The organism is Sorangium sp. So ce836 (genome assembly GCF_028553905.1).
Lineage (GTDB): Bacteria > Myxococcota_A > Polyangia > Polyangiales > Polyangiaceae > Sorangium > Sorangium cellulosum_D.
In genome coordinates, this window is record NZ_CP102233.1 from 13,592,287 (window position 1) to 13,611,571 (window position 19,285).

At 70.0% G+C, this 19,285-nt stretch carries 13 protein-coding genes; 2 read left to right on the forward strand and 11 right to left on the reverse strand.

Annotation, left to right across the window (positions count from 1 at the left end; translation table 11 throughout):
- Positions 1-5: 5 nt before the first annotated feature.
- The 4 genes from NQZ70_RS49645 to NQZ70_RS49660 all read right to left on the reverse strand — a co-directional run bounded on the left by NQZ70_RS49645 (position 6) and on the right by NQZ70_RS49660 (position 4,692).
- Complete coding sequence (locus NQZ70_RS49645) at positions 6-1,076, reverse strand: ABC transporter permease (RefSeq protein WP_237244769.1); 1,071 nt, start codon at positions 1,074-1,076, stop codon at positions 6-8.
- Positions 1,069-2,619, reverse strand: coding sequence for a sugar ABC transporter ATP-binding protein (locus NQZ70_RS49650; protein WP_237244770.1), 1,551 nt, complete (start codon positions 2,617-2,619; stop codon positions 1,069-1,071). The genes NQZ70_RS49645 and NQZ70_RS49650 overlap by 8 nt, the downstream gene beginning before the upstream one ends.
- 79 nt (positions 2,620-2,698) lie before the next feature.
- Positions 2,699-3,727: an ABC transporter substrate-binding protein gene (locus tag NQZ70_RS49655; protein ID WP_129580472.1), complete on the reverse strand. Its 1,029-nt coding sequence runs from the start codon at positions 3,725-3,727 to the stop codon at positions 2,699-2,701.
- Positions 3,728-4,335: 608 nt separating this feature from the next.
- The gene (locus NQZ70_RS49660) at positions 4,336-4,692 is read right to left on the reverse strand and encodes a hypothetical protein (RefSeq protein ID WP_129580473.1); all 357 of its coding nucleotides are present in this window, start codon (positions 4,690-4,692) and stop codon (positions 4,336-4,338) included.
- Between NQZ70_RS49660 and NQZ70_RS49665 the strand changes: the two genes are divergently transcribed.
- A complete protein-coding gene (locus NQZ70_RS49665; protein ID WP_129580474.1) occupies positions 4,691-5,554 on the forward strand; it encodes an endo-1,4-beta-xylanase in 864 nt (287 codons plus the stop codon). The two genes, NQZ70_RS49660 and NQZ70_RS49665, sit on opposite strands and share 2 nt — an antisense overlap.
- A gap of 96 nt (positions 5,555-5,650) precedes the next feature.
- Here NQZ70_RS49665 and NQZ70_RS49670 read toward each other — a convergent pair whose 3' ends face one another.
- From NQZ70_RS49670 to NQZ70_RS49690, 5 genes are all read right to left on the reverse strand, one after another.
- On the reverse strand, positions 5,651-7,888 hold the full coding sequence (locus NQZ70_RS49670) for a molybdopterin oxidoreductase family protein (protein ID WP_129580475.1): 2,238 nt from the start codon (positions 7,886-7,888) through the stop codon (positions 5,651-5,653).
- The gene (locus NQZ70_RS49675) at positions 7,888-9,618 is read right to left on the reverse strand and encodes a DmsC/YnfH family molybdoenzyme membrane anchor subunit (RefSeq protein ID WP_129580476.1); all 1,731 of its coding nucleotides are present in this window, start codon (positions 9,616-9,618) and stop codon (positions 7,888-7,890) included. Before NQZ70_RS49675 ends, NQZ70_RS49670 begins: the two co-directional genes overlap by 1 nt.
- Before the next feature lie 118 nt (positions 9,619-9,736).
- Positions 9,737-10,120: a nitrite reductase small subunit NirD gene (gene nirD, locus NQZ70_RS49680; RefSeq protein ID WP_061625982.1), complete on the reverse strand. Its 384-nt coding sequence runs from the start codon at positions 10,118-10,120 to the stop codon at positions 9,737-9,739.
- A 51-nt stretch (positions 10,121-10,171) separates the two neighbouring features.
- The gene (nirB, locus tag NQZ70_RS49685) at positions 10,172-12,712 is read right to left on the reverse strand and encodes a nitrite reductase large subunit NirB (RefSeq protein ID WP_129580477.1); all 2,541 of its coding nucleotides are present in this window, start codon (positions 12,710-12,712) and stop codon (positions 10,172-10,174) included.
- 356 nt (positions 12,713-13,068) lie between these two features.
- The gene (locus NQZ70_RS49690) at positions 13,069-15,795 is read right to left on the reverse strand and encodes an ATP-binding protein (RefSeq protein WP_129580478.1); all 2,727 of its coding nucleotides are present in this window, start codon (positions 15,793-15,795) and stop codon (positions 13,069-13,071) included.
- An 85-nt stretch (positions 15,796-15,880) separates the two neighbouring features.
- Between NQZ70_RS49690 and NQZ70_RS49695 the strand changes: the two genes are divergently transcribed.
- Positions 15,881-16,810 carry a ketopantoate reductase family protein gene (locus NQZ70_RS49695; RefSeq protein ID WP_129580479.1) on the forward strand — a complete coding sequence of 310 codons (930 nt, stop codon included), beginning with the start codon at positions 15,881-15,883 and terminating at the stop codon, positions 16,808-16,810.
- Positions 16,811-16,861: 51 nt separating this feature from the next.
- Here the strand turns inward: NQZ70_RS49695 and NQZ70_RS49700 are convergent, their stop codons facing one another.
- Together NQZ70_RS49700 and NQZ70_RS49705 are read right to left on the reverse strand one after the other, a co-directional pair.
- Positions 16,862-17,329: a hypothetical protein gene (locus NQZ70_RS49700; protein ID WP_129580480.1), complete on the reverse strand. Its 468-nt coding sequence runs from the start codon at positions 17,327-17,329 to the stop codon at positions 16,862-16,864.
- 397 nt (positions 17,330-17,726) lie between these two features.
- On the reverse strand, positions 17,727-19,088 hold the full coding sequence (locus NQZ70_RS49705; RefSeq protein ID WP_165374565.1) for a hypothetical protein: 1,362 nt from the start codon (positions 19,086-19,088) through the stop codon (positions 17,727-17,729).
- Between the last annotated feature and the right edge of the window lie 197 nt (positions 19,089-19,285).

The window sequence follows — 19,285 nt, forward strand, 5'->3', positions numbered from 1 at the left end:
CATCGCTACTGCCCCCGCTTGAGCCCGAGCAGCGCGATGAGCCGCCGGCGCGACTCCTCCGAGACGAGCAGGCAGCTCACCAGCATCACGCCGGCCTTGGGCATCGGCTCGATCTCCGAGGGGACGTGCTGGATGTACATCGTGGTGGAGAGCGTCTGGATGAGCAACGCTCCTATCAGCGTGCCGCCCAGGTAGAAGCGCCCGCCGGTGAGCGCCGTGCCGCCGATCACCGCGGCGAAGATGGCGTCCAGCTCCCGCAGGCGCCCCACGCGATCGGGATCGGCCGTGGAGATGTACGAGGCGGCCACGAGCCCGGCGATGCCGGCGCACAGGCCGGAGAACCCGTACAGCCAGAGCTTGATGCGGCGGTCGCCGACCCCCGCGAGCCGGCTCGCGCGCTCGCCGTCGCCGATCGCTTCCATGAACAGGCCGAGCGCCGTCTTCCGGCAGAGCAGGGCGGCGACGGCGAACACGGCGGCCACGAGCAGCATGGAGAACGGCAAGCCAAAGGCGTGACCGTTGCCGATGAACGCGAACGTCGCGTCCACGTGCGTCACGGGCTCGGCGCGGGTGATGAGCATGGCGACGCCGCGGACGCCGACCATGCTGATCAACGTCACGACGATGGGCTGGATGTTCAGCGACGTCACCAGCGCGCCGTTGAACAGGCCGACGCCGCCGGCGACCAAGAGGGACAGGAGCGCCGCGAGGAGCGGCCCGTGGCCGGCGTCCTTCATCAGGATGACGCAGGTGGCGCCGGAGAGCGCCATGACCGAGCCGACCGACAGGTCGATGCCCCGGACGGCGATCACCAGGGTCAGGCCGATGGCGAGGAGCATCACCTCCGCGCCCTGGTTGAGCAGGTTGATGGGTGTCCCGTAATACGCCCCGTCGCGCTCGACGATCGAGAAGAAGTTCTTGGACAGGAAGAAATTGAACAGCAGGAGCGCCAGGAGGCCGAGCAAAGGCCACGCTTCGCGGCGCCCGCGCCTGAGCAGCAGCGCGCCGGCGCCGCCGGTGAAGAGGATGATCCCGATGCCCGTCGGACTCGCGTTCGTGCGCGCGGCTTCAGCCATCTTCTCGAGCATTGCGCGGCGCCTCCTTCTGCTGGGCAATGGCCTGGATGATCGACGAAGGGGTCACCGACCCTCCCGCGAGCTCGCCCTGCTGCTTGCGGTCCCTCAGGACCACCACCCTGGAGCAGTTGCGCGCGATCTCCTCGAGCTCCGACGAGATCAAGACGGTGGCGACCCCCTTCTCGCCGAGCGACCTCACCAGCGCCTCGATCTCCAGCTTGGCGCCGATGTCCACGCCGCGCGTGGGCTCGTCGAGCAGCATGACCCGCGGCTGCATGGCCATCCAGCGCGCGAGCAGCACCTTCTGCTGATTGCCGCCCGAGAGCAGCTTGACGGGCGTCTCCGGGGACGGCGTCTTGATGCTCAGGGCCTTGATGTAATGCTGGACCAGACGATCCTGCTCGCTCCGCGGGAGCACCCGCAGCGCCCCGCGGGAGGCCTGCAAGGCCAGCACGAGGTTCTCTCGCACGGAGAGGTTCGGGACGATGCCATCCACCTTCCGGTCTTCCGGGCAGTACGCGAGGCCCGCCCGGATCGCGCGCCGCGGCGTCTTGATCTCGATCCCGCGGCCGTCCACCGTGAGCTCGCCGCGATCGGCCGGCTCGATCCCGAAGAGCATCCTGGCGGTCTCGCTCCGGCCCGAGCCGAGCAGCCCCGCCAGCCCCACCACCTCGCCGGGCCGCAGCGCGAGATCGATCGGCCCGACGACCCCCTTCCGCTCGAGGCCGCGCGCGGCGAGCACCGGCTCGGCGGCGCTCGCGTCCTCTCCAGCGCCGGCGGGGCTGCCCTTCGCGGGCTTGTCCTCGTCGCCGAGCTCCACGCCGAGCATCGCCTGGACGAGCGCCAGGCGAGGCAGCGCGCTGCTCGCGTATTGCCCGACCAGGCAGCCGTTCCTGAGCACCGTGATGGTGTCGCTGACGGCGTAGACCTGATCCAGGAAGTGGGTCACGAAGAGCACCGCCAGCCCCTGCGCCTTCAGCCTCCGCATCACGTCGAAGAGCCGCTGCGTCTCCGCTTCATCCAGGCTGGAGGTGGGCTCATCGAGGATCAGGAGCCGGGCGTCCACGGCGAGCGCGCGGGCGATCGCGACCATCTGCTGCAGCGCGGTGGAGAGCGACGCCACCGATCGCGACACGTCGAGGTCCAGCGAGAGGCGCGCGAGGGCCTGACGCGCCTTCGCGCGCATGGCGCGCTGGTCGATCAGGCCGAAGCGCCGGGGCTGCCGGCCCAGCATGATGTTGTCCGCGATGGAGAGGTGCGGGATGAGGCTGATCTCCTGGTGCACCGCGCTGATCCCCAGCGACTCCGCGTGGCGGGGGGAGGTCGGCCGGATCGACGTCCCGTCGAGCCGCAAGGCACCCGAGTCCGGGGAATACACGCCGGTGAGCAGCTTGATCAGCGTCGACTTGCCGGCCCCGTTCTCCCCCATCAGCGCCTGGATCTCGCCCGCGTGCGCCTCGATGTGCACGTCGTGCAGCGCGCGAACGCCGGGGAAGGACTTGCTGAGGCCCTCGACGGAGAGCAACGCTTTCGAACCAGACATGCGGCTGCTACTCCGTGGGTGAGGGCCGCTCGACCAGAGAGCTCACGGGCGTGGTGGTGCTCGCGCCGCCGCTTCCTCGTCAGTAGGCCCGCGAGCCGATGGTCGCCGCCGCCTGCTCGCGCTCGAAGACCTGGCCAGGGACGACCGTGCGCTTCGGCACCGCCTCGCCGCGCGCGATCTTCTCGATGGTATCGAAGAGCAGGGGGCCGTGCAGGGGGTTGCACTCGACCGTCGCGTTCAGCTTCCCCTCCATCATCGCCTCGAAGGCCGGCTTCACGGCGTCGACCGAGACCACCAGGATGTCCTGCCCGGGCTTCAACCCCGCCGCCTGGATCGCCTGGATCGCCCCGAGCGCCATGTCGTCGTTGTGGGCGTAGACGGCGTTGATCTCCCCCTTGTGGGCCGAGAGCAGCGTCTCCATCACGGCCTTGCCCTTGGTGCGCGTGAAGTCACCGCTCTGGCTCGCGAGGATCTTCATGTCGGGAAACTTCGCGATGGCCTCGGCGAAGCCGGCTTTGCGCATCACCGCCACGTCCGCCGCCGGCGTGCCGACGAGCTCGATGATGCGCGCGCTGCCGTTCGTCTGCTTCGCGAGCCACTCGCCAGCCCGGCGCCCCTCCCAGACGAAGTCCGCGACCATCACCGTCGCGTACAGATCTTCTTCGGCGTCCACGCCCCGGCTCGTGAGCACCACCGGGATCCCGGCGCGCTTGGCCTCCTTCAGCGTCGGCTTCCAGCCCACGGACTCTTGCGGCGCGATGACGATGACGTCGACGCCCTTGGTGATGAACCCGTTGACGGCGTTGACCTGGTTGTTGTGCACGTTCTGGCCGTCGGCGAAGAGGAGCTTCACGCCGCGCTTCTCCGCTTCCTCCTGGATCGACTTGCTGTGCGCGATCCTCCAGGAGCTCTCGGCGCCCGTCTGAGAGAAGCCGACCACGATCTCGGACAGCTTCTTCGGCTTCCTGCCCGCGGGCTCGGTGCCCGACGCCGGCTTCGGGGTGGCGCGGTCGGCCTCGCTCTCCCCGCGGGAGCAGCCGGCGGCGATGGATGCTGCGCCCAAGATGGCCAGGAGCGCCCGCCGTGACACGTGGTTGTGGGGGTGCATGCTCTTCTCCCTTCCTGCTGTCCCTTCGGACGCGGTTCGATGGCCGGCCCTGCGCGGGCGCCGTTGCATCGCTGTCGAGCGGCCCTCGGGGCCGAAAAGCGCGGGCGCACACGGAGGCCTACCCGCACGAAGCGAAAGGATACCAGGAACCGTTGTGAACGTTAACATGGGCGATGTCAACCAAAATGGATCGGTCGCGCCGAGGGCGCCGCGCTCGGATGACCCGATGACCCGCGCCGATCTCGCGCCGCTCGAACGCGCCCCCCCAAGCGACCCCCTCGTGACGCGCCGCTCCGGAGGAGACCCGCCAGCCGTCGGTGGCCGAGCCCACCGAGTAAGTAAATAGTGTTGACTTAGTCCTTGTTATCGTTAACATGCCAAATCGTCCTTAAGGCTTGCTCAGCAGGGCCGTTATGCGAACCGGAAACTTTCGGGATCGGTCGCGGCGTCGACTCCGTTCGTTCGGCCGCCGCGGGCGCGCGCGACACCTCGCTCGCCGAGGCAGCGGTCAGGCCCTACCCGCGCCGGGCGCGCGGGCGCTGGTGCGATTGGTACGCGCACCGGCTCCGGCAGCCTTCCCATCCGACTGCCCTGAAATACTGCGCCTATCAAAAACTTACCCAATCACTGAAGGGGAAGTCCAACGTGAACAAGAACCGCTCTTCTCGATGGCTTTGCAACACGGCCTGGATCGCGCTCGGAATCGCGGCGCTCTCTGCCTGCGGTGATGGCGGCGAAGGAGGTGACGGCGGCGGCGGCGGCGCGGGGGCGGCGGGCAGCACCAGCGCCACCACCAGCGCGAGCACGACCACCAGCGCGAGCACGACCAGCGCGAGCACGACCAGCAGCGCGAGCACGACCAGCGCGAGCACGACCAGCGCCGGCGCCGGCGGGTCGAACGAGGGCGGCGGCGGTTCGGACGCCTCGAGCACCACCTCCACCGGGACGGGCGTCCCCGAGCCCATGGGGAAGTTCGTCGGCAACATCACGACCAACGGCAACGTGCGCGACGGCTTCGCCAAGTACTGGAACCAGATCACGCCCGAGAACGAGGGCAAGTGGGGCTCCGTCGAGAAGTCCCGCGGGAACAGGGACTGGAGCGCGCTCGATAGGATCTACAAGTACGCCAAGGACAACCACATCATCTTCAAGCACCACGTCTTCGTGTGGGGCGCCCAGCAGCCGGACTGGGTCGGGCGCCTCTCCGGGGCGGAGCAGCAGTCGGCCGTGCGGGACTGGATGAAGGCGTTCTGCGAGCGCTACCCCGACACGAAGTACATCGACGTCGTCAACGAGCCGCCGCCCCACACCACGCCCTCGTACAAGAACGGCATCGGCGGCGACGGCGCCAGCGGCTGGGACTGGATCGTGAACTCCTTCAAGTGGGCTCGCGAGTTCTGTCCGGGCGCGGTCCTGATCCTCAACGACTACAACAACATCGAATACGAGAACGACCACAACAACTTCATGAGGATCGCGCGGGCCGTCATCGGCGCGGGCGCCCCGGTCGACGCGCTCGGCGCGCAGGCCCATGACGCCTACAAGATCAACACGAACACGGTGAAGAGCTACATCGACAAGATGGCCTCTCTGGGCAAGCCCGTGTACATCACCGAGTACGACATCGGCATCGGGGACGACAACCAGCAGAAGCGGGTGATGGAGGAGCAGTTCACGATGTTCTGGAATCACCCGTCGGTCCCGGGCATCACCCTGTGGGGCTACATCGTCGGCGCCACCTGGAGGGACAACACCGGCCTCCAGCACCCGGACGGCAGGCTGCGGCCGGCCATGCAGTGGCTGATGGACTTCCTGGATCGCGGTTGACGCTGCGCTGATGCGATCTCGCGTCGGGGGCGCCTCGGGAGGCCGCCCCGCGCGACGAGCTCCCTCCACGGGAGCCGGGTAGGGCAACCAACCCATCTACCCGCGATCCTCCTCGCGACGCACCTTCACCGCGCACGCCTTGTACGAGGGCTGCCTCGAGTACTGATCGAACGCCGGGAACGTCAGCTTGTTCGTGATCTCGTAGTGCATCGGGATGAAGATCTCCCCCGGCTGCACCGCGTTCGTGACGAACGCCCGCGCCTTGATCTCCGCGCGGCGCGACGCGATGACCACCCACTCGTTCATCTCGACGCCGAGCCTCTTCGCGTCGACCGGGCTCACCTCGGCGTAGATCTCCTTCGGATAGAGCCGCTGCAGCACCGCCGACTTCTTGGTCCGCGTCTGCGTGTGCCACTGGCTGGAGCTCCCTCGCCCGGTGAGCAGCGTGAACGGATACTGCTCGTCGGTCGGCTCCGGCAGCTGCCGCGGCGCCTGGAACGCGAACTTCGCCTTCTCATCCGGCCGGTAGAACCGGCCGTCCTCGAACAGCCGCCGCTCGTTCGTCTCGAACGACGCCCCCTCGGGGTACGGCCACTGGACGCCGCCCCGCTCGTCGATCATCGCGTAGTCCTCGATCCCCGTGATGTCGCACGGCTGCCCCTTCGAGAGCCGCTTCAGGATCTGGAAGACCGCCTCCGGGCTCTTCCACTCCTTGAACAGATCGCCGCACCCCCAGTACTGCGCGACGAGCTGGAAGATGTGGAAGTCGGCCAGCGCCTGCCCCGGCGCCCGCGCGACCTTCTTCACGAGGCCGATGCGCCGCTCCGAGTTGATGAACGTGCCCTCCTTCTCGGCCCACGAGGCCGCCGGCAGCACGAGGTGGGCGCGCTCCGCCGTCTCGGTCGTGGCGTACATGTCCTGCACCACGAGGAACTCCAGGCGGCCGAGGAGCTCGTGCAGATCCTCCTGGTTGATCCACGAGTGCGCCGGGTTCGTCGCGATGATCCAGAGGCCCTTGATCTTCCCCTTCAGGATGCCTTCGATGATCTGATCGTACGCGAGGCTGTTCCGGGTCGGGATGACCTCCTCCGGGACGCCGAGGATCCCGGCGATCTTCTTCCGGTGCTCTTCCTTCGTGAAGTCGTGGCCGGCGAACAGGCCCGTCGTGTTGCTGAACATCCGCGAGCCCATCGCGTTGCACTGGCCCGTGATGGAGTTCGCCCCGGTCCCGGGCCGCCCGATGTTCCCCGTCATCAGCGCGAGGTTGATGAGCGACTGCGCGACCCGCACGCCCTCGTGGCTCTGGTTGACGCCCATGGTCCACCAGAACGACACCCGCTTCCCGCTGTGGATCGTCTCCGCGAACGTCGCGAGCTGCTCCTCGCCGATCCCCGTCGCCGCGGCGACCCGCGCCGGCGTGAACTCCTCGACGTGCGCCTTGAACTGCTCGAAATCGACCGTGTGCGCGTCGATGAACTCCCTGTCGATCCACCCGCGCTGGATGAGGATGTGCGCGATGCCGTAGAACAGCGTCAGATCCGACTTCGGCTTCAGCGCATAATGCGCCGTCGCCGCCATCGCCGTCTCGGTCTTGCGCGGATCCACGACGAGGATCGCCGGACGGTGCTTGTTCTTGCACAGCCGCTCCCACATGATCGGGTGGGCGATGCAGAGGTTCGAGCCGACGAGCACCACGACGTCGGACTCCTCGAAATCGCGGTAGGTGTAGGGCGGCGCGTCGAACCCGAACGACTCCTTGTAGGCCACCACCGCCGTCGCCATGCACTGCCGGGTGTTGCCGTCCCCGTGCAGCATGCCCATCCCGAACTTCGCGAGCGCCCCGAGGAAGGCCATCTCCTCGGTGACGATCTGCCCCGTGCTGATGAAGGCGACCGACTCCTTGCCGTGCGCCTCCTGGATCGCCTTGAACCGGTCGACGAACGTGCGCAGCGCGACGTCCCACTCGACCCGCTCCAGCTTCCCGCGGGCGTTCCTGAGGAGCGGCGTGGTGGCGCGGTCGCTCGCCCGGAGCGGCGTGAGCGCCTCCCAGCCCTTCGGGCACGCCATCCCGAGGTTCACCGGATAGTCGGTGTTCGGCGAGAGGTTGATCGCCTCGCCGTCCTTGAGGTGGACGTTCAGCCCGCACCCGGTCGAGCAGAAGCCGCACACGACCGTGGTCGTCTGATCCGGCTTCAGCCGCGCGGGCACCCGCCCGAGGCCGAACTCGCCGGGCGTGAGCAAGAGCTCGCGCGTGAGCGGCCCGTTCCGCTGGAGGAGCAGGTTGTCCGCCTTCTTGGGCTCCGCTTCCGTCTTCTTGGCGTCGGGGGTGGTCATCAGGAGAGCCCTCCAGGCATCTTGGACGCGGGCGCCGCGGCGAAGAAGAGGTACCGCTCGAGGAGCTCGCCCGCGAGGCAGAACAGGAACGCCACGACCGCCATGGCCATCAGGACCTCGGAGCTGACGCCGCTGTTCGGCGCCGAGAAGAGGCTGAGCGCCGGCAGGACGATGCCGCCGAGCGCGCCGCAGGCGAACCGCCAGCCCGTCGCGCCCTTCAGCTCCCCCGTCATCAGGATCGCGCTCCGCTTGAGCGTCGAGTGGCTCCGCTTCCGGAGGTGCCGGAACATCGAGAGCTCCACGAGCAGCTTGAGCCCCATCGCCGCGCACAGGAACCCGCTCAGCGCGCGGAAGCCGCCGGTCAGGAGCAGCGCCGCGTGCTCGCGGCTGAGGAGCAGCGCCACCATCAGGACCGTCGAGCTCCCGAGCACGGCCGCCGTGCTCGCGAACTTGAAGCCCGTGAGTCCGCCGCTCCAGTGGTCTCGCTGGGTCGCCGCGTACACCATCACCGAGCAGAACACGCCGAGCATCCCGCTCAGCGCCACCGCGTAGGACAGCGGCGTCTGCAGCTGGCCGAGCGGCGAGAGCGGCGCGAGCGCCGGCATCGAGGGCACCCAGAACGAGGCGGCGTAGAGCGTCCCGGCCCCGGCGAAGAGCGAGAACCCGAGGATCTCCCGGCTGAGCCACGACGTCTTGAGCCCGAGGAACGCCCGGAACGCGAACTGCGGGCGGCCCAGGTGGAGGAGGCTCGCGCCCAGCGCGGCGAGCCCGAAGACGAGCGCGAAGGTGGCGCTGTGGCCGCCGAAGCCCCGGGTCGCCTGCGCGCCGAGGAGCTCGTTCAGGGCGAGGCTCACGCAGAACGCGCCGACCGAGAGCTGCGTGAGCACGAGCATCGCGACGAGCGGAGGGTGGGAGTGCTCCCGGCTCACCTGGTAGAAGTCCGCAGGGAGCATGTTGCGCGGGAGCGACTTCTTCGTCTTGTAGCTGGTCGTCGGGATCGTGATCTCCGGCGCCGCCGCCCCCGGCAGGAAGACGTTGGTCTGGCTCTCCTGCACGGCCTGCGCCTGGTCGACCACCGTGATGCGGATGGCGCCGTTCGGGCACGACTGCACGCACGCCGGGGCCTCGTCGTTGGCCAGCCGGTCGCTGCACATGTCGCACTTGCGCACGATCCCCCGCTCCGCGTTGAACTTCGGAGCGTCGTAGGGGCACATCAGGATGCAGTACTGGCAGCCGATGCACTGATCATCGAGGTGCTTGACGATGCCGGTGACCGGGTCCTTCTCGTAGGCCTTGACCGGACAGCCCGACATGCACGCCGGGTCCAGGCAGTGGTGGCACGCCGTGGTCACGCTCTGCTGCGCCGGCGCCTGGGGCGTGCCGCCGTGGAGGAGCCCGACCGAGCGCCACACCTCGTCCTCGTCGAGGCCGTTCAGGCTGTGGCAGGCGGTGACGCACGCCTTGCACGCGGTGCAGGCGTCCAGATCGACCTCGAAGGCGTACTGCTGCCCGGGCTTCGGCCGCTCGAGGGGGATGAGGTCGCGGTAGTACTTGGACTGGGCCGGGAGCGCGTGCTCCTCGTGCAGCCTGGAGAACCGCTCGACCGCCGTGAGCTTCTGCTGGTCGGCGAGGAGCGCCTGGAGCAGGTTCTTGTTGCTGTCCTGGATCTTCGGCGGCGAGTTGACGATGGGCAAACGAAAGTGAGTGTCCGACACCTTTGCAACGCTCATCGAGATTCCTGTCTACCCGGCGCGGAAGCCCAGCCCGGAGAATTCCAAGAGACACAGAGACAGCGGCGGCGTGCCCGTCGCGAAGCGGAGCGCGGCGCTGCCCAAGAAGCCCATCGGGTCAGCTCGCCACGCCGCGCGGCTGCGCCGCGTCCAGGACCTCGACGCGCCCGCCCCGGATCCGGGTGGGATACACGGGGACGCGCACGGTCGGGTCGTCGAGGCACTGGCCCGTGCGCAGGTCGAAGCTCTGCTTGTAGATCGGCGAGGCGATCTTGGGGACGCCCCCCTTGTCGCCGACGATCCCGCGGGAGAGGACGAACGCCTTGCTGAACGGGTCGAAGTTGCTGATGGCGTAGATCTCCTCGCCCTCGCCGACCCGGACGACAGCGACCTGGCGCTTCCCCACGAGCGCGCAGACCCCCGTGTTCGGGATGATGTCCTCGACCCCGCAGACCTCGACCCAGCCCTGGCCCGCGCCCTCGCTTCTCGGCGATTCCGACATGTGCAGCTCGTTCATGGCGATTTCCCTCGGAAGAGGCCCCTCGGCCCGCGGTCAGATCATCTCCTCGACGAGCGTCGACTTTTCCTTCCAGGCCGCGGGGCGGTGCTGCGACCGCTCGCTGACGAAGACGATGCTCCGGTCGGGCTCGCCGGCGTTCACGAACGGGCGGAACTGCTTGAGCTTCTCGGGATCGGAGACCGCGGCCTTCCACTCGCACTCGTAGGTCGCGATGAGGTGGGCCATCTCCTTCTCGAGCTCCTCGCAGATCCCGAGCGAGTCCTCGATGATGACCTGGCGGAGGTAATCCATGCCGCCCTCGAGGTTGTTGAACCAGGTGGCCGTGCGCTGGAGCCGGTCCGCCGTGCGGATGTAGAACATCAAGAACCGGTCGAGGTACTTGATGAGCGTCGCCTCGTCGAGATCCGCGGCGAAGAGCTGGGCGTGCTGCGGCTTCATCCCGCCGTTGCCGCAGAGGTAGAGGTTGTAGCCCTTCTCCGTCGCGATGATCCCGAAGTCCTTGCTCTGCGCCTCGGCGCACTCGCGCGCGCAGCCGGACACCGCAGACTTCAGCTTGTGCGGGCTGCGCAGCCCCTTGTAGCGGTTCTCGACCGCGACCGCGAAGCCCACCGAGTCCTGCACGCCGTAGCGGCACCAGGTGCTGCCCACGCACGACTTCACGGTGCGGAGCGCCTTGCCGTAGGCGTGCCCCGACTCGAAGCCGGCGTCGATGAGCTCGCCCCAGATGTCGGGCAGCTGCTCCAGCCGCGCCCCGAACAGGTCGACGCGCTGGCCGCCCGTGATCTTCGAGTACAGGTTGTACTTCTTCGCGACCTGCCCGAGGGCGATGAGCTGATCGGGCGTGATCTCGCCGGCCGCCACGCGCGGCACCACCGAGTAGGTGCCGTCCCGCTGGACGTTGGCCAGGAAGCGATCGTTCGTGTCCTGGAGCGGGAGGTGCTTCTTGCTCAGGATGTGCTCGTTCCACGTCGAGGCGAGGATCGAGGCCACCGCCGGCTTGCAGATCTCGCACCCGTTGCCCTTGCCGTGGCGCGCGATGAGGTCGTCGAAGGTCTTGATCGCGTGGACCCGGACGAGGTGATAGAGCTCCTGCCGCGAGTAGTTGAAGTGCTCGCAGATGTAGTTCGTGACCGCGACGCCGGCCTTCTTGAGCTCCTTCTTCAGGATGTCGGTGATCAGCGTGGTGCACGAGCCGCAGCCGGTGCCCGCCTTCGTGTGACCCTTGATGGCGGCGAGCGTGACCTGCTTGTCGTCGCAGATGGCCGAGCAGATGGCCTTCTTCGTGACGTTGAGGCACGAGCAGATCGTCGCGGTGTCGGGCAGCGCCTCGACCCCGAAGCCCGCCGGCTTCGCGCCCTCGCGCGCCGTGACGATGAGGTCCTCGGGGTTCGGCGGGAGGACGATCTTGTTCTGCACGAGCTGGAGCAGCTGCCCGTAGTTCGAGGCGTCGCCGACGAGGATGCCGCCGAGGAGGTGCTTGCCGTCCGCGCTGACGACGAGCTTCTTGTAGACGTTCGACGTCGCGTTCATGAAGCTGACCACGCGCGCGCCCGGCTGCGCCGCGAACGCGTCGCCGAAGCTCGCGACGTCCACGCCCATCAGCTTGAGCTTGGTGCTCATGTCGAAGCCGCCGAAGGTCTCCTTCCCGCCGGTGAGGGCGTCGGCCGCGACCTTGGCCATGTGGTAGCCGGGCGCCACCAGGCCGTAGAGCTGGCCTTGGTAGCTCGCGCACTCGCCGATCGCGTAGATGTCGGGATCGGACGTCTGACAGCGCTCGTTGATGACGACGCCGCCGCGGCTGCCGATCGCGAGGTCGCACGCCCTGGCGAGCTCGTCCCGCGGCCGGATGCCGGCGGAGAAGACGATCATGTCGGTCGCGAGATCGGTCTGGTCGGCGAAGAGCATCCGCGCCACGCGGCCGTGCTCCGCGACGATCTCCGTGGTCGAGGTGCTCGTGTGCACGTGGACGCCGAGCGACTCGATCTTCCGGCGGAGGATCGTCCCGCCGGCGTCGTCGACCTGGAGGGCCATCAGGCGCGGGGCGAACTCCACGACGTGGACCTCGAGCCCCATGTTCTTGAGCGCGTTGGCCGCCTCCAGCCCGAGCAGGCCGCCGCCGATGACCGTGCCGACCTTCGCCCCCTTGGCGTGGGCCGCCATGGCCTCGAGGTCCTCGATCGTGCGGTAGACGAAGCAGCCCTTCGCGTCCTTGCCCTTGATGGGCGGCACGAACGGGTACGAGCCCGTGGCGAGGATGAGCTTGTCGTAATAGACCGTCCGCCCCTTCGCGGAGGTCACGGCCTTCTTGCGGCGGTCGATCGATACCGCCTTGTCGCCCAGGTGGACCTGAATCCCCGCCTCCTCGTAGAGGCCGGGCTTCACCATCGAGAGGTCGTCGGCCGATTTGCCGCTGAAGAAGGCGGACAGGTTCACCCGATCATAGGCAAGCCGAGGCTCCTCGCAGAAGGTCGTGATGTTCCATTCGCGCAGGGAGCCACCGAGGACCATGTTCTCGATGAGCTTGTGCCCCACCATGCCGTTGCCGATGACGAGGAGGTCCTTCTTCTTGCTCATGCAAACCCACCTTTGGACCCGGTGAGTCACTCTCACCGTCACTGCCGTACTGCCGTCCGAGCGCGGCGCAGGCCGTAATCTCGGACCGGATCTTGTCTACTGTGGGCTCTGTTTCACAACTGTTTCGCTGGAATAAATTGTGTGTCCAATGGCGCGCTCGATCGCGGACATTCCCTCTGTTTCCTGCGTGTTTCGCGGCGACCGGCGAGCGCAACAAGGCTCCGCGCGGGGGCGATCTCCGCAGCGTCAATGAAAGGAAATGGGCGATTCTCGCGAAACGTCGGGTGAATGTTTCGCGCGTGTGTCGCGCCCCCGGGGCGACCGCCTTGCAGCTCTGAAAGGCGGCGGCGGGCCGGTCACCCGCGCGGGGCGGCCTCGGCGACGAGGGCGAGCAGCTGCGCCGTGGCGACCGGCTTGGTCAGGTGCGCGTCGAAGCCGGCCTCGCGCGAGCGGCGGCGGTCCTGGTCCTGCCCATAGCCGGAGACGGCGGCGATGTAGGAGCCCCGGAGCTCGGGCTCGGCGCGCAGGCGCCGGACGACCTCGTAGCCGTCCATCCCGGGCAGGCCGATGTCGAGCAGGACGAGCTCGGGCTTCGACGCGCGCGCGGCCTCGAGCGCCGCCGGGCCGTCGTGCGCCATGGCGACGGTGTGGCCGTAGAGCTGGAGGATGCGCCGCAGGCCCTCGGCGGCGTCGACGTTGTCGTCGACGAGGAGGACGCGGAGGGCGCCCGCCCCGGAGCGCGGGGCCTCGGTCGAGGGCGCCGCGGCGCTCTCCGCCGAGGCGCCCGCGAGCGGGAGCCAGACGCTGATGGCGGTGCCCTCGCCGGGGCCGGCGCTCACGGCCTCGACGCGCCCGCCGTGCAGCTCGGCCAGCCGCTTCACGAGCGTGAGCCCGACCCCGAGGCCCCCCTGCGAGCGATCCAGCGTGCGCCGCGCCTGCATGAACGGCTCGAAGACGCGCGGCAAGAGCTCGGCGGAGATGCCGACGCCGGTGTCCGTCACCCGGATCCACGCGTCGCCGTCGCTCGCCGCGCAGGAGAGCGACACGCGGCCGCCCGGGTTCGTGTACTTGATGGCGTTGGTGAGCAGGTTCACGACGATCTGCTCGATCCGCACCCGGTCGCCGTGCACGAGCACGCCCGGCTCGACCGAAAGGGCGAGCTCGTGCCGGCGCTGCGCGAGGAGCGGGCGCACGGACTCGACCGCGGTCTCGACCACGGCGCCGACGTCGAGCCGCTCCCGCTTCAGCTCGATCTTGCCGCGCGTGATCCGGGAGACGTCGAGCAGATCGTCGACGAGCCGCACGATCGTCTTCACCTGCCGCTCGAGGGTCGCGAGGATCTGGCTGTCGTCGCGGTCGCCGCGCTCGCCCGTGGTCATGCGCAGGAGCTCGAGGCCGGTGGTGATGGGCGCGAGCGGGTTGCGGAGCTCGTGCGAGAGCATCGCGATGAACTCGTCCTTGCGCCGGTCCGCCTCGTGGGCCTCGCGGTACAGCCGGGCGTTCTCGAGGGCGACGCGCCGCTCGCGCTCGATGATGGCGGCGCGCTCCTCGTGCAGGCGCGCGCGCTCGAGGGCCTGCGCGCACTGGCGCGACAGCGCGAGCAGGAACTCCTGCTCCTCGTGATCGAACGGGCGCGGCTCCGCGAAGCTCAGCCCGAGCGCCCCGATCGGCCGCTCCTGGACGACGAGCGGGAGACAGCAGAGCGAGGCGGTCGTGGAGGTCAGCGCGGTGGCCGCGAAATCCGGGTACCGGGCGGCGCACTCCTTGCGCGTGCGCAGCCAGACGGGCGCGCCGGTCCGCAGGGGGTCGGTGAGGGGGACGCCGTCGGAGACGGCCAGCCTCCGGAAGCGCTCGACCATCTCGGGCGCGTAGCCGACCGCCTTGAGGCACTCGATCGCATCGCCCGCCGTCACCACGATCGACCCGGCGTACGCGCCCGCGGCGGCGGCGCCCTGGTCGACGGCGACCTCCGCCACCGCCTCGCAGGTGAGCGCGTCGGCGAGCGCCGCGGTGATGCGCTGGAGGCCGGCCATGCGCTGCGCGGCGCGCTCGGCGGCCCGGCGCGCCTCCTGCTCGGCCAGGAAGCGCCGCCGCGCCTCGGCCTCGGCGTCGCGGGCCATGTCGTAGAGGCGCATGCGCTGCAGGGCCACCTGGATGCACTGCGCGAGCTCCTCGGCGAAGGCGAGATCGGCCGCGGTGTAGGCGCGGCCCGACTCGGCGGAGGCGAGCGTGAGCGCCGCGAGGACGCACTCCTCGCCGCGGATCGGCACGATCACCGCCGAGCGGCAGCCGAGCGCGCGCAGGGCGGCGAAGTGCTCGGCGTCGCGCGCCACGCCGGCGAACACGCTGTCGGGGATCTCGGACAGGAGCCGGCCGGGGCCGCCCTGGAGCACCTCGTGCAGCGGCGTCTCGGCCTCCGGCGGGATCCGGCTGCGCTGGGCCAGCCTGGACACGAGCTCTGCCTTCTGCGGGTCCGCGTGCGCGATGACCCGGGCGCGCAGGGCGCCGTCCGGCTCGATCGTGTGGACGGAGCACCAGTCCGCCACGGAGGTGACCGCGAGCTCCGCGACGCGCCGGTAGCTCGTGTCGCGGTCGAGCACCGGATCGAGCAGGGCGGTCGCGTCGGCCAGGAAGCGGCGCGCCTCCTCGGCGCGCTTCTGCTCGCTGATGTCCGTGACGAGCGTGAAGAAGCCGCGCACCTCGCCGCTCGCGCCGACATGAGGGATGTACTGGATGCGGACGTGGCGCCTGCCGCCCCTGCGGTACGCGAGCCGCGACTCGAAGTCTTGCGGCTGCCCGCCGAGCACCGCGTCGATGCGCGGCTTCACGGCGGCGTAGGCGGAGTCGCCGATCACCTCGCCCACGCGCCGGCCGGCGAGGGAGCCGCGATCCTCGCCGAACCAGCGCTCGTAGGCCCGGTTGACGATGCGATAGCGCTCCTCGTCATCGATATAGGAGATGAGCGCCGGCAGGGCGTCGAGCAACAGCTGGATCTGCTCGGCTTCCAGCGTCGCGCTCGGCTCTTCGCCTTCGGTCATGCTGCCGCCGGCGTGAGCCGTGGTGGGGACGTCCGGCCTTTGCATCTGGGCTCATGCATATCCGCAATCCGCGCTGATCGCCACATGTCGGTTCTCTGCGCTCGGCCCGAGCGTGCTATGGTCGCCGCCGATGCGGATCCTCGTTGTCGGCGCGGGCGCGGTGGGGGGTTATTTCGGGGCTAGGCTCGCCCTCGCGGGGCAAGACGTCACCTTCGTCGCGCGGGGCGCGCACGCCGAGGCGATGCGGTCGCGCGGGCTCATCCTCCGCACGCCGGCCGGCGAGGTGCGCACGCCGCCGCTCCGCGTGGCCCCGCTCGACGGGGTGCGCGGGCCGTTCGATCTCGCGCTCATCGCCGTGAAGTGGCCGTCGCTCGGCGACGTCGGCGCGAGGCTCCCCGGGCTGCTCGCGGCGGACGGCCTCGCGCTGCCCCTGCTGAACGGGCTCGATTCGGAGGACGCTGTCGCGCGCGAGGTCGGCGCCTCGCGGGTGCTGGCCGCCATCGCGTACATGTCCGCGGGCCTCAGCGGCCCTGGCGAGATCGAGACGCTCGCGCAGACGCGCGCCGGCCTCGCGCCGTACCGGCCGGGGCAGGAGGCGCGGGTCGAGGCGACCGCCGCGCTGCTCGAGCGCGCCGGCATCCCCGTCCGCCGGGGCTCGGATTACCGCGCCATGCTCTGGGAGAAGATGGTCTGGAACGCCCCCTTCAACGCCATCTGCGCGCTGACCGGCCAGCGCGCCGGGGTGGTCGTGGAGCGCATGGAGGACCTCCTCCGGGCGGCGATGCTCGAGGTGATCGCGGTCGCGCGGGCGGAGGGGGCGGACATCTCCGAGGCGACGGCGGACGCGATGGTCGCGCTCACGCGCGCGGACTTCCCGCTCACCGAGCCGTCGATGCTGCAGGACGTGCGCGCCGGCCGCGCGACCGAGGTCGACATCCTCCAGGGCGCCGTGGTCGATCGCGGGCGCCGGGCGGGGATCGACACCCCGGTGCTGCGCACGCTCGCGACGCTCGTTCGCGGCCTGTCGCTCCGGGCGGACGCGCCGCCTGTCGCCGGGTAGGCCCCGGGCCCGCGGCGGGGCCAGGGCGGGCTCACGACGTCCCATCTCGGCTCAGAACACCGTCCTGGCGGCGAGCCCCTTGCCCATGGGGATGATCTGCACGCTCCCGACCTCGGTCACCGTGCGCTTCGCCGGGAAGATGAAGCCGCTCAGGATCTGCAGCGCGCCGATGGCCTGACCGAGCCCGTCGGCCACGAGAAGCACCTTGTTGGTCGCCTCGGTGTTGCACGCCCGATCGCCGCCGCACTTGCCGCGCGACCCGAGATCGATCCAGGGCCCCGCGATGGGCACCCAGAGCGCGCGGTCCGCGGGCTTGTCGCTGAACGTCGCCACGACGGTCGAGATCCCGTACGTGGTGCCGAGCACGGCGACGCCGCTCCAGATGAGCCCGCGGTTCGGCACGGAATCGGTGATGGTGACCGTGTCGCGCGTCCTTTCCTGAGCGTGCGCGGCTCCGGTGAAACCCAATGTCGCGACCGCCACGGCGGCGGCCGAGGTGAGAAGAGCGAGCTTGTTCATGCGGTCCTCCTGGCCGCATGGCGCATGAGCAAACAGGGTGCCGGCGCGGCGCGCGTCGGCGCGCGGCCCCGGAGGGCGGCCGGCGCGACACGCCGATCGTCTCGTGTGGCGATCTGCCCCGCGTGAGACGGCGCGCCTCGTGGTGCTCGCGCCGAGAGGCGCAATCTGCGCGGAGAAATGGACGTGGAAGGAGAGGAGGGGGAAGCGTCGCGGGCGTTTCTTCCCGTCTTCCCCTCCTGTTCGAGCCCGGCGCTCGACCTTGATGGTGCAGAGAGGGTGACGCGACGAGAGGAGGGGAGTTCGAGGAGCTGGAGAAAGCGGGTGGACCGGAGGGCCTCATCCGCGGTGCCCGCGGCGCTCGATGGGAGCAGAGGCCCGGGTCCGGGTGACTTGGCGATCAGGCGCCGCCAGCGCCGCCAGCACCGCCCGCGCCGCCGGCAGCGCCGGTGCCGCCCGCGCCGCCGGTTCCGCCGGTAGCGCCCGTGCCGCCCGCGCCGCCCGCGCCGCCGGTTCCGCCGGTAGCGCCCGTGCCGCCCTCGCCGCCGGTGCCGCCGGCCGCGCCGGTGCCGCTCGTAGCGCTCGTCGTAGCGCCCGCGCCGCCCTCACCGCCGGCGCCGCCGGCCGCGCCGGTGCCGCTCGTAGCGCTCGTCGTAGCGCCCGCGCCGCCCTCACCGCCGGCGCCACCACCGCCGCCGTCGCCGCCGGCGCCACCACCGCCGCCGGCGCCACCACCGCCGCCGGCGCCACCACCGCCGCCGGCGCCGCCCGTGCCGGCGTCGTCCAGCGGGAAGGCCGGATCGAGGCAGAAGAGGCCGTCCGGCGTCTCGCTGCAGACGGTCCCATCATCGCACTCCTCCCCGACGTCCTCGCACTCGGCCGGCCCGAAGAGGCAGAAGCCCACGACGTTCGTCGCCGTGCCGATGTTCTCGCAAGAGAAGAGCGGCAGGAAGCAGTCGCTGTGGGCCTTGCACGCATTGACGCAGAGCCCGACGTCGCCCGGACCGCCGTCCCGCTCGAGCGGGTAAGCGCAGGCGCCCTTCTGCGGACCTCCGCAGTCGAGCGCGGGATCGCCATTGAGCCCGCAGAGCTCGGCGCACATGGCGACTTCGTCGGTGATGCCGACGCACCACCCGGCGCAGGGATCGTTGCCGTCCTCGTCCAGCTCGCACTGGGCGCCGTTGGGCAGCCCCGTGTGCGCCTCGTCGACGCAGACGCTATTGCGGGGGTCGCACACGCGGTCGGTGCACTGGACGTCCGCGCCGCAGCCCGGCAAGCAGACCGTCGCCCCCTGGAAGCTCTCACAGCGCAGCTCCTCGCGCCCCTGGCACTTGTCCGGATCGACGCTCGAGTCGCCGTTCGTGAACGGGGGATCGCCCGGAATGCAGCCGAGCAGGCAGAGGTCGCCGATGCACGCGCTGCCTTCCCCCTCGCAATCGTCGTCTCCGCCGCACGGCTTCGTGCAGTACCCGCCCGAAGGGCCGCCGCCGAAGAAGTCGGTGGACGACTCCAGAAAGCAGATGCCCTCCGGCCCGCAGTCGGCGTCCGCTTCGCACGCGGTGCCGAGGAACTTCGCGAGCTGCGAGCCGCCGCTGCTGGTGCTCACGGCGACGGCGCCCGTGGTCGACGACGAGGACGAGGCCGAGCCCGAGGCCCCGGTCCCGCCAGCGCCGTCGTCCGGATCGTCAGAGCCACAACCGATGAATCCTGCCGAGGTGGCGACCGCGGTCAGCAAAACCGCCGAAATGCGTTGGATTTTCATGCCTGTCTCCGGAGCCAAGAGGCGCTGCCCAGGTCGGGCGCCTGCATGTGGTTTCCGGACAGTAACGGAATCGGTGAGGCTCCGCCATACCTGGGAACCGCGAAGCGCGCGAAATGGAGCCTCCGCAAAAGCGGACGACGCTCCGCGGTGCGGCCGCCGGCAGCAACGCAATCGGCGCGACTGGCGACGTTCTCAGG

Bases quoted from the DNA above. Each gene is read 5' to 3' on its own strand.
- NQZ70_RS49645 (WP_237244769.1), bottom strand. From the start codon at position 1,076: ATGGCTGAAGCCGCGCGCACGAACGCGAGTCCGACGGGCATCGGGATC.
- NQZ70_RS49650 (WP_237244770.1), bottom strand. From the start codon at position 2,619: ATGTCTGGTTCGAAAGCGTTGCTCTCCGTCGAGGGCCTCAGCAAGTCC.
- NQZ70_RS49655 (WP_129580472.1), bottom strand. From the start codon at position 3,727: ATGCACCCCCACAACCACGTGTCACGGCGGGCGCTCCTGGCCATCTTG.
- NQZ70_RS49665 (WP_129580474.1), top strand. From the start codon at position 4,691: ATGGGGAAGTTCGTCGGCAACATCACGACCAACGGCAACGTGCGCGAC.
- NQZ70_RS49660 (WP_129580473.1), bottom strand. From the start codon at position 4,692: ATGGGCTCGGGGACGCCCGTCCCGGTGGAGGTGGTGCTCGAGGCGTCC.
- NQZ70_RS49670 (WP_129580475.1), bottom strand. From the start codon at position 7,888: ATGACCACCCCCGACGCCAAGAAGACGGAAGCGGAGCCCAAGAAGGCG.
- NQZ70_RS49675 (WP_129580476.1), bottom strand. From the start codon at position 9,618: ATGAGCGTTGCAAAGGTGTCGGACACTCACTTTCGTTTGCCCATCGTC.
- nirD (WP_061625982.1), bottom strand. From the start codon at position 10,120: ATGTCGGAATCGCCGAGAAGCGAGGGCGCGGGCCAGGGCTGGGTCGAG.
- nirB (WP_129580477.1), bottom strand. From the start codon at position 12,712: ATGAGCAAGAAGAAGGACCTCCTCGTCATCGGCAACGGCATGGTGGGG.
- NQZ70_RS49690 (WP_129580478.1), bottom strand. From the start codon at position 15,795: ATGCAAAGGCCGGACGTCCCCACCACGGCTCACGCCGGCGGCAGCATG.
- NQZ70_RS49695 (WP_129580479.1), top strand. From the start codon at position 15,881: ATGCGGATCCTCGTTGTCGGCGCGGGCGCGGTGGGGGGTTATTTCGGG.
- NQZ70_RS49700 (WP_129580480.1), bottom strand. From the start codon at position 17,329: ATGAACAAGCTCGCTCTTCTCACCTCGGCCGCCGCCGTGGCGGTCGCG.
- NQZ70_RS49705 (WP_165374565.1), bottom strand. From the start codon at position 19,088: ATGAAAATCCAACGCATTTCGGCGGTTTTGCTGACCGCGGTCGCCACC.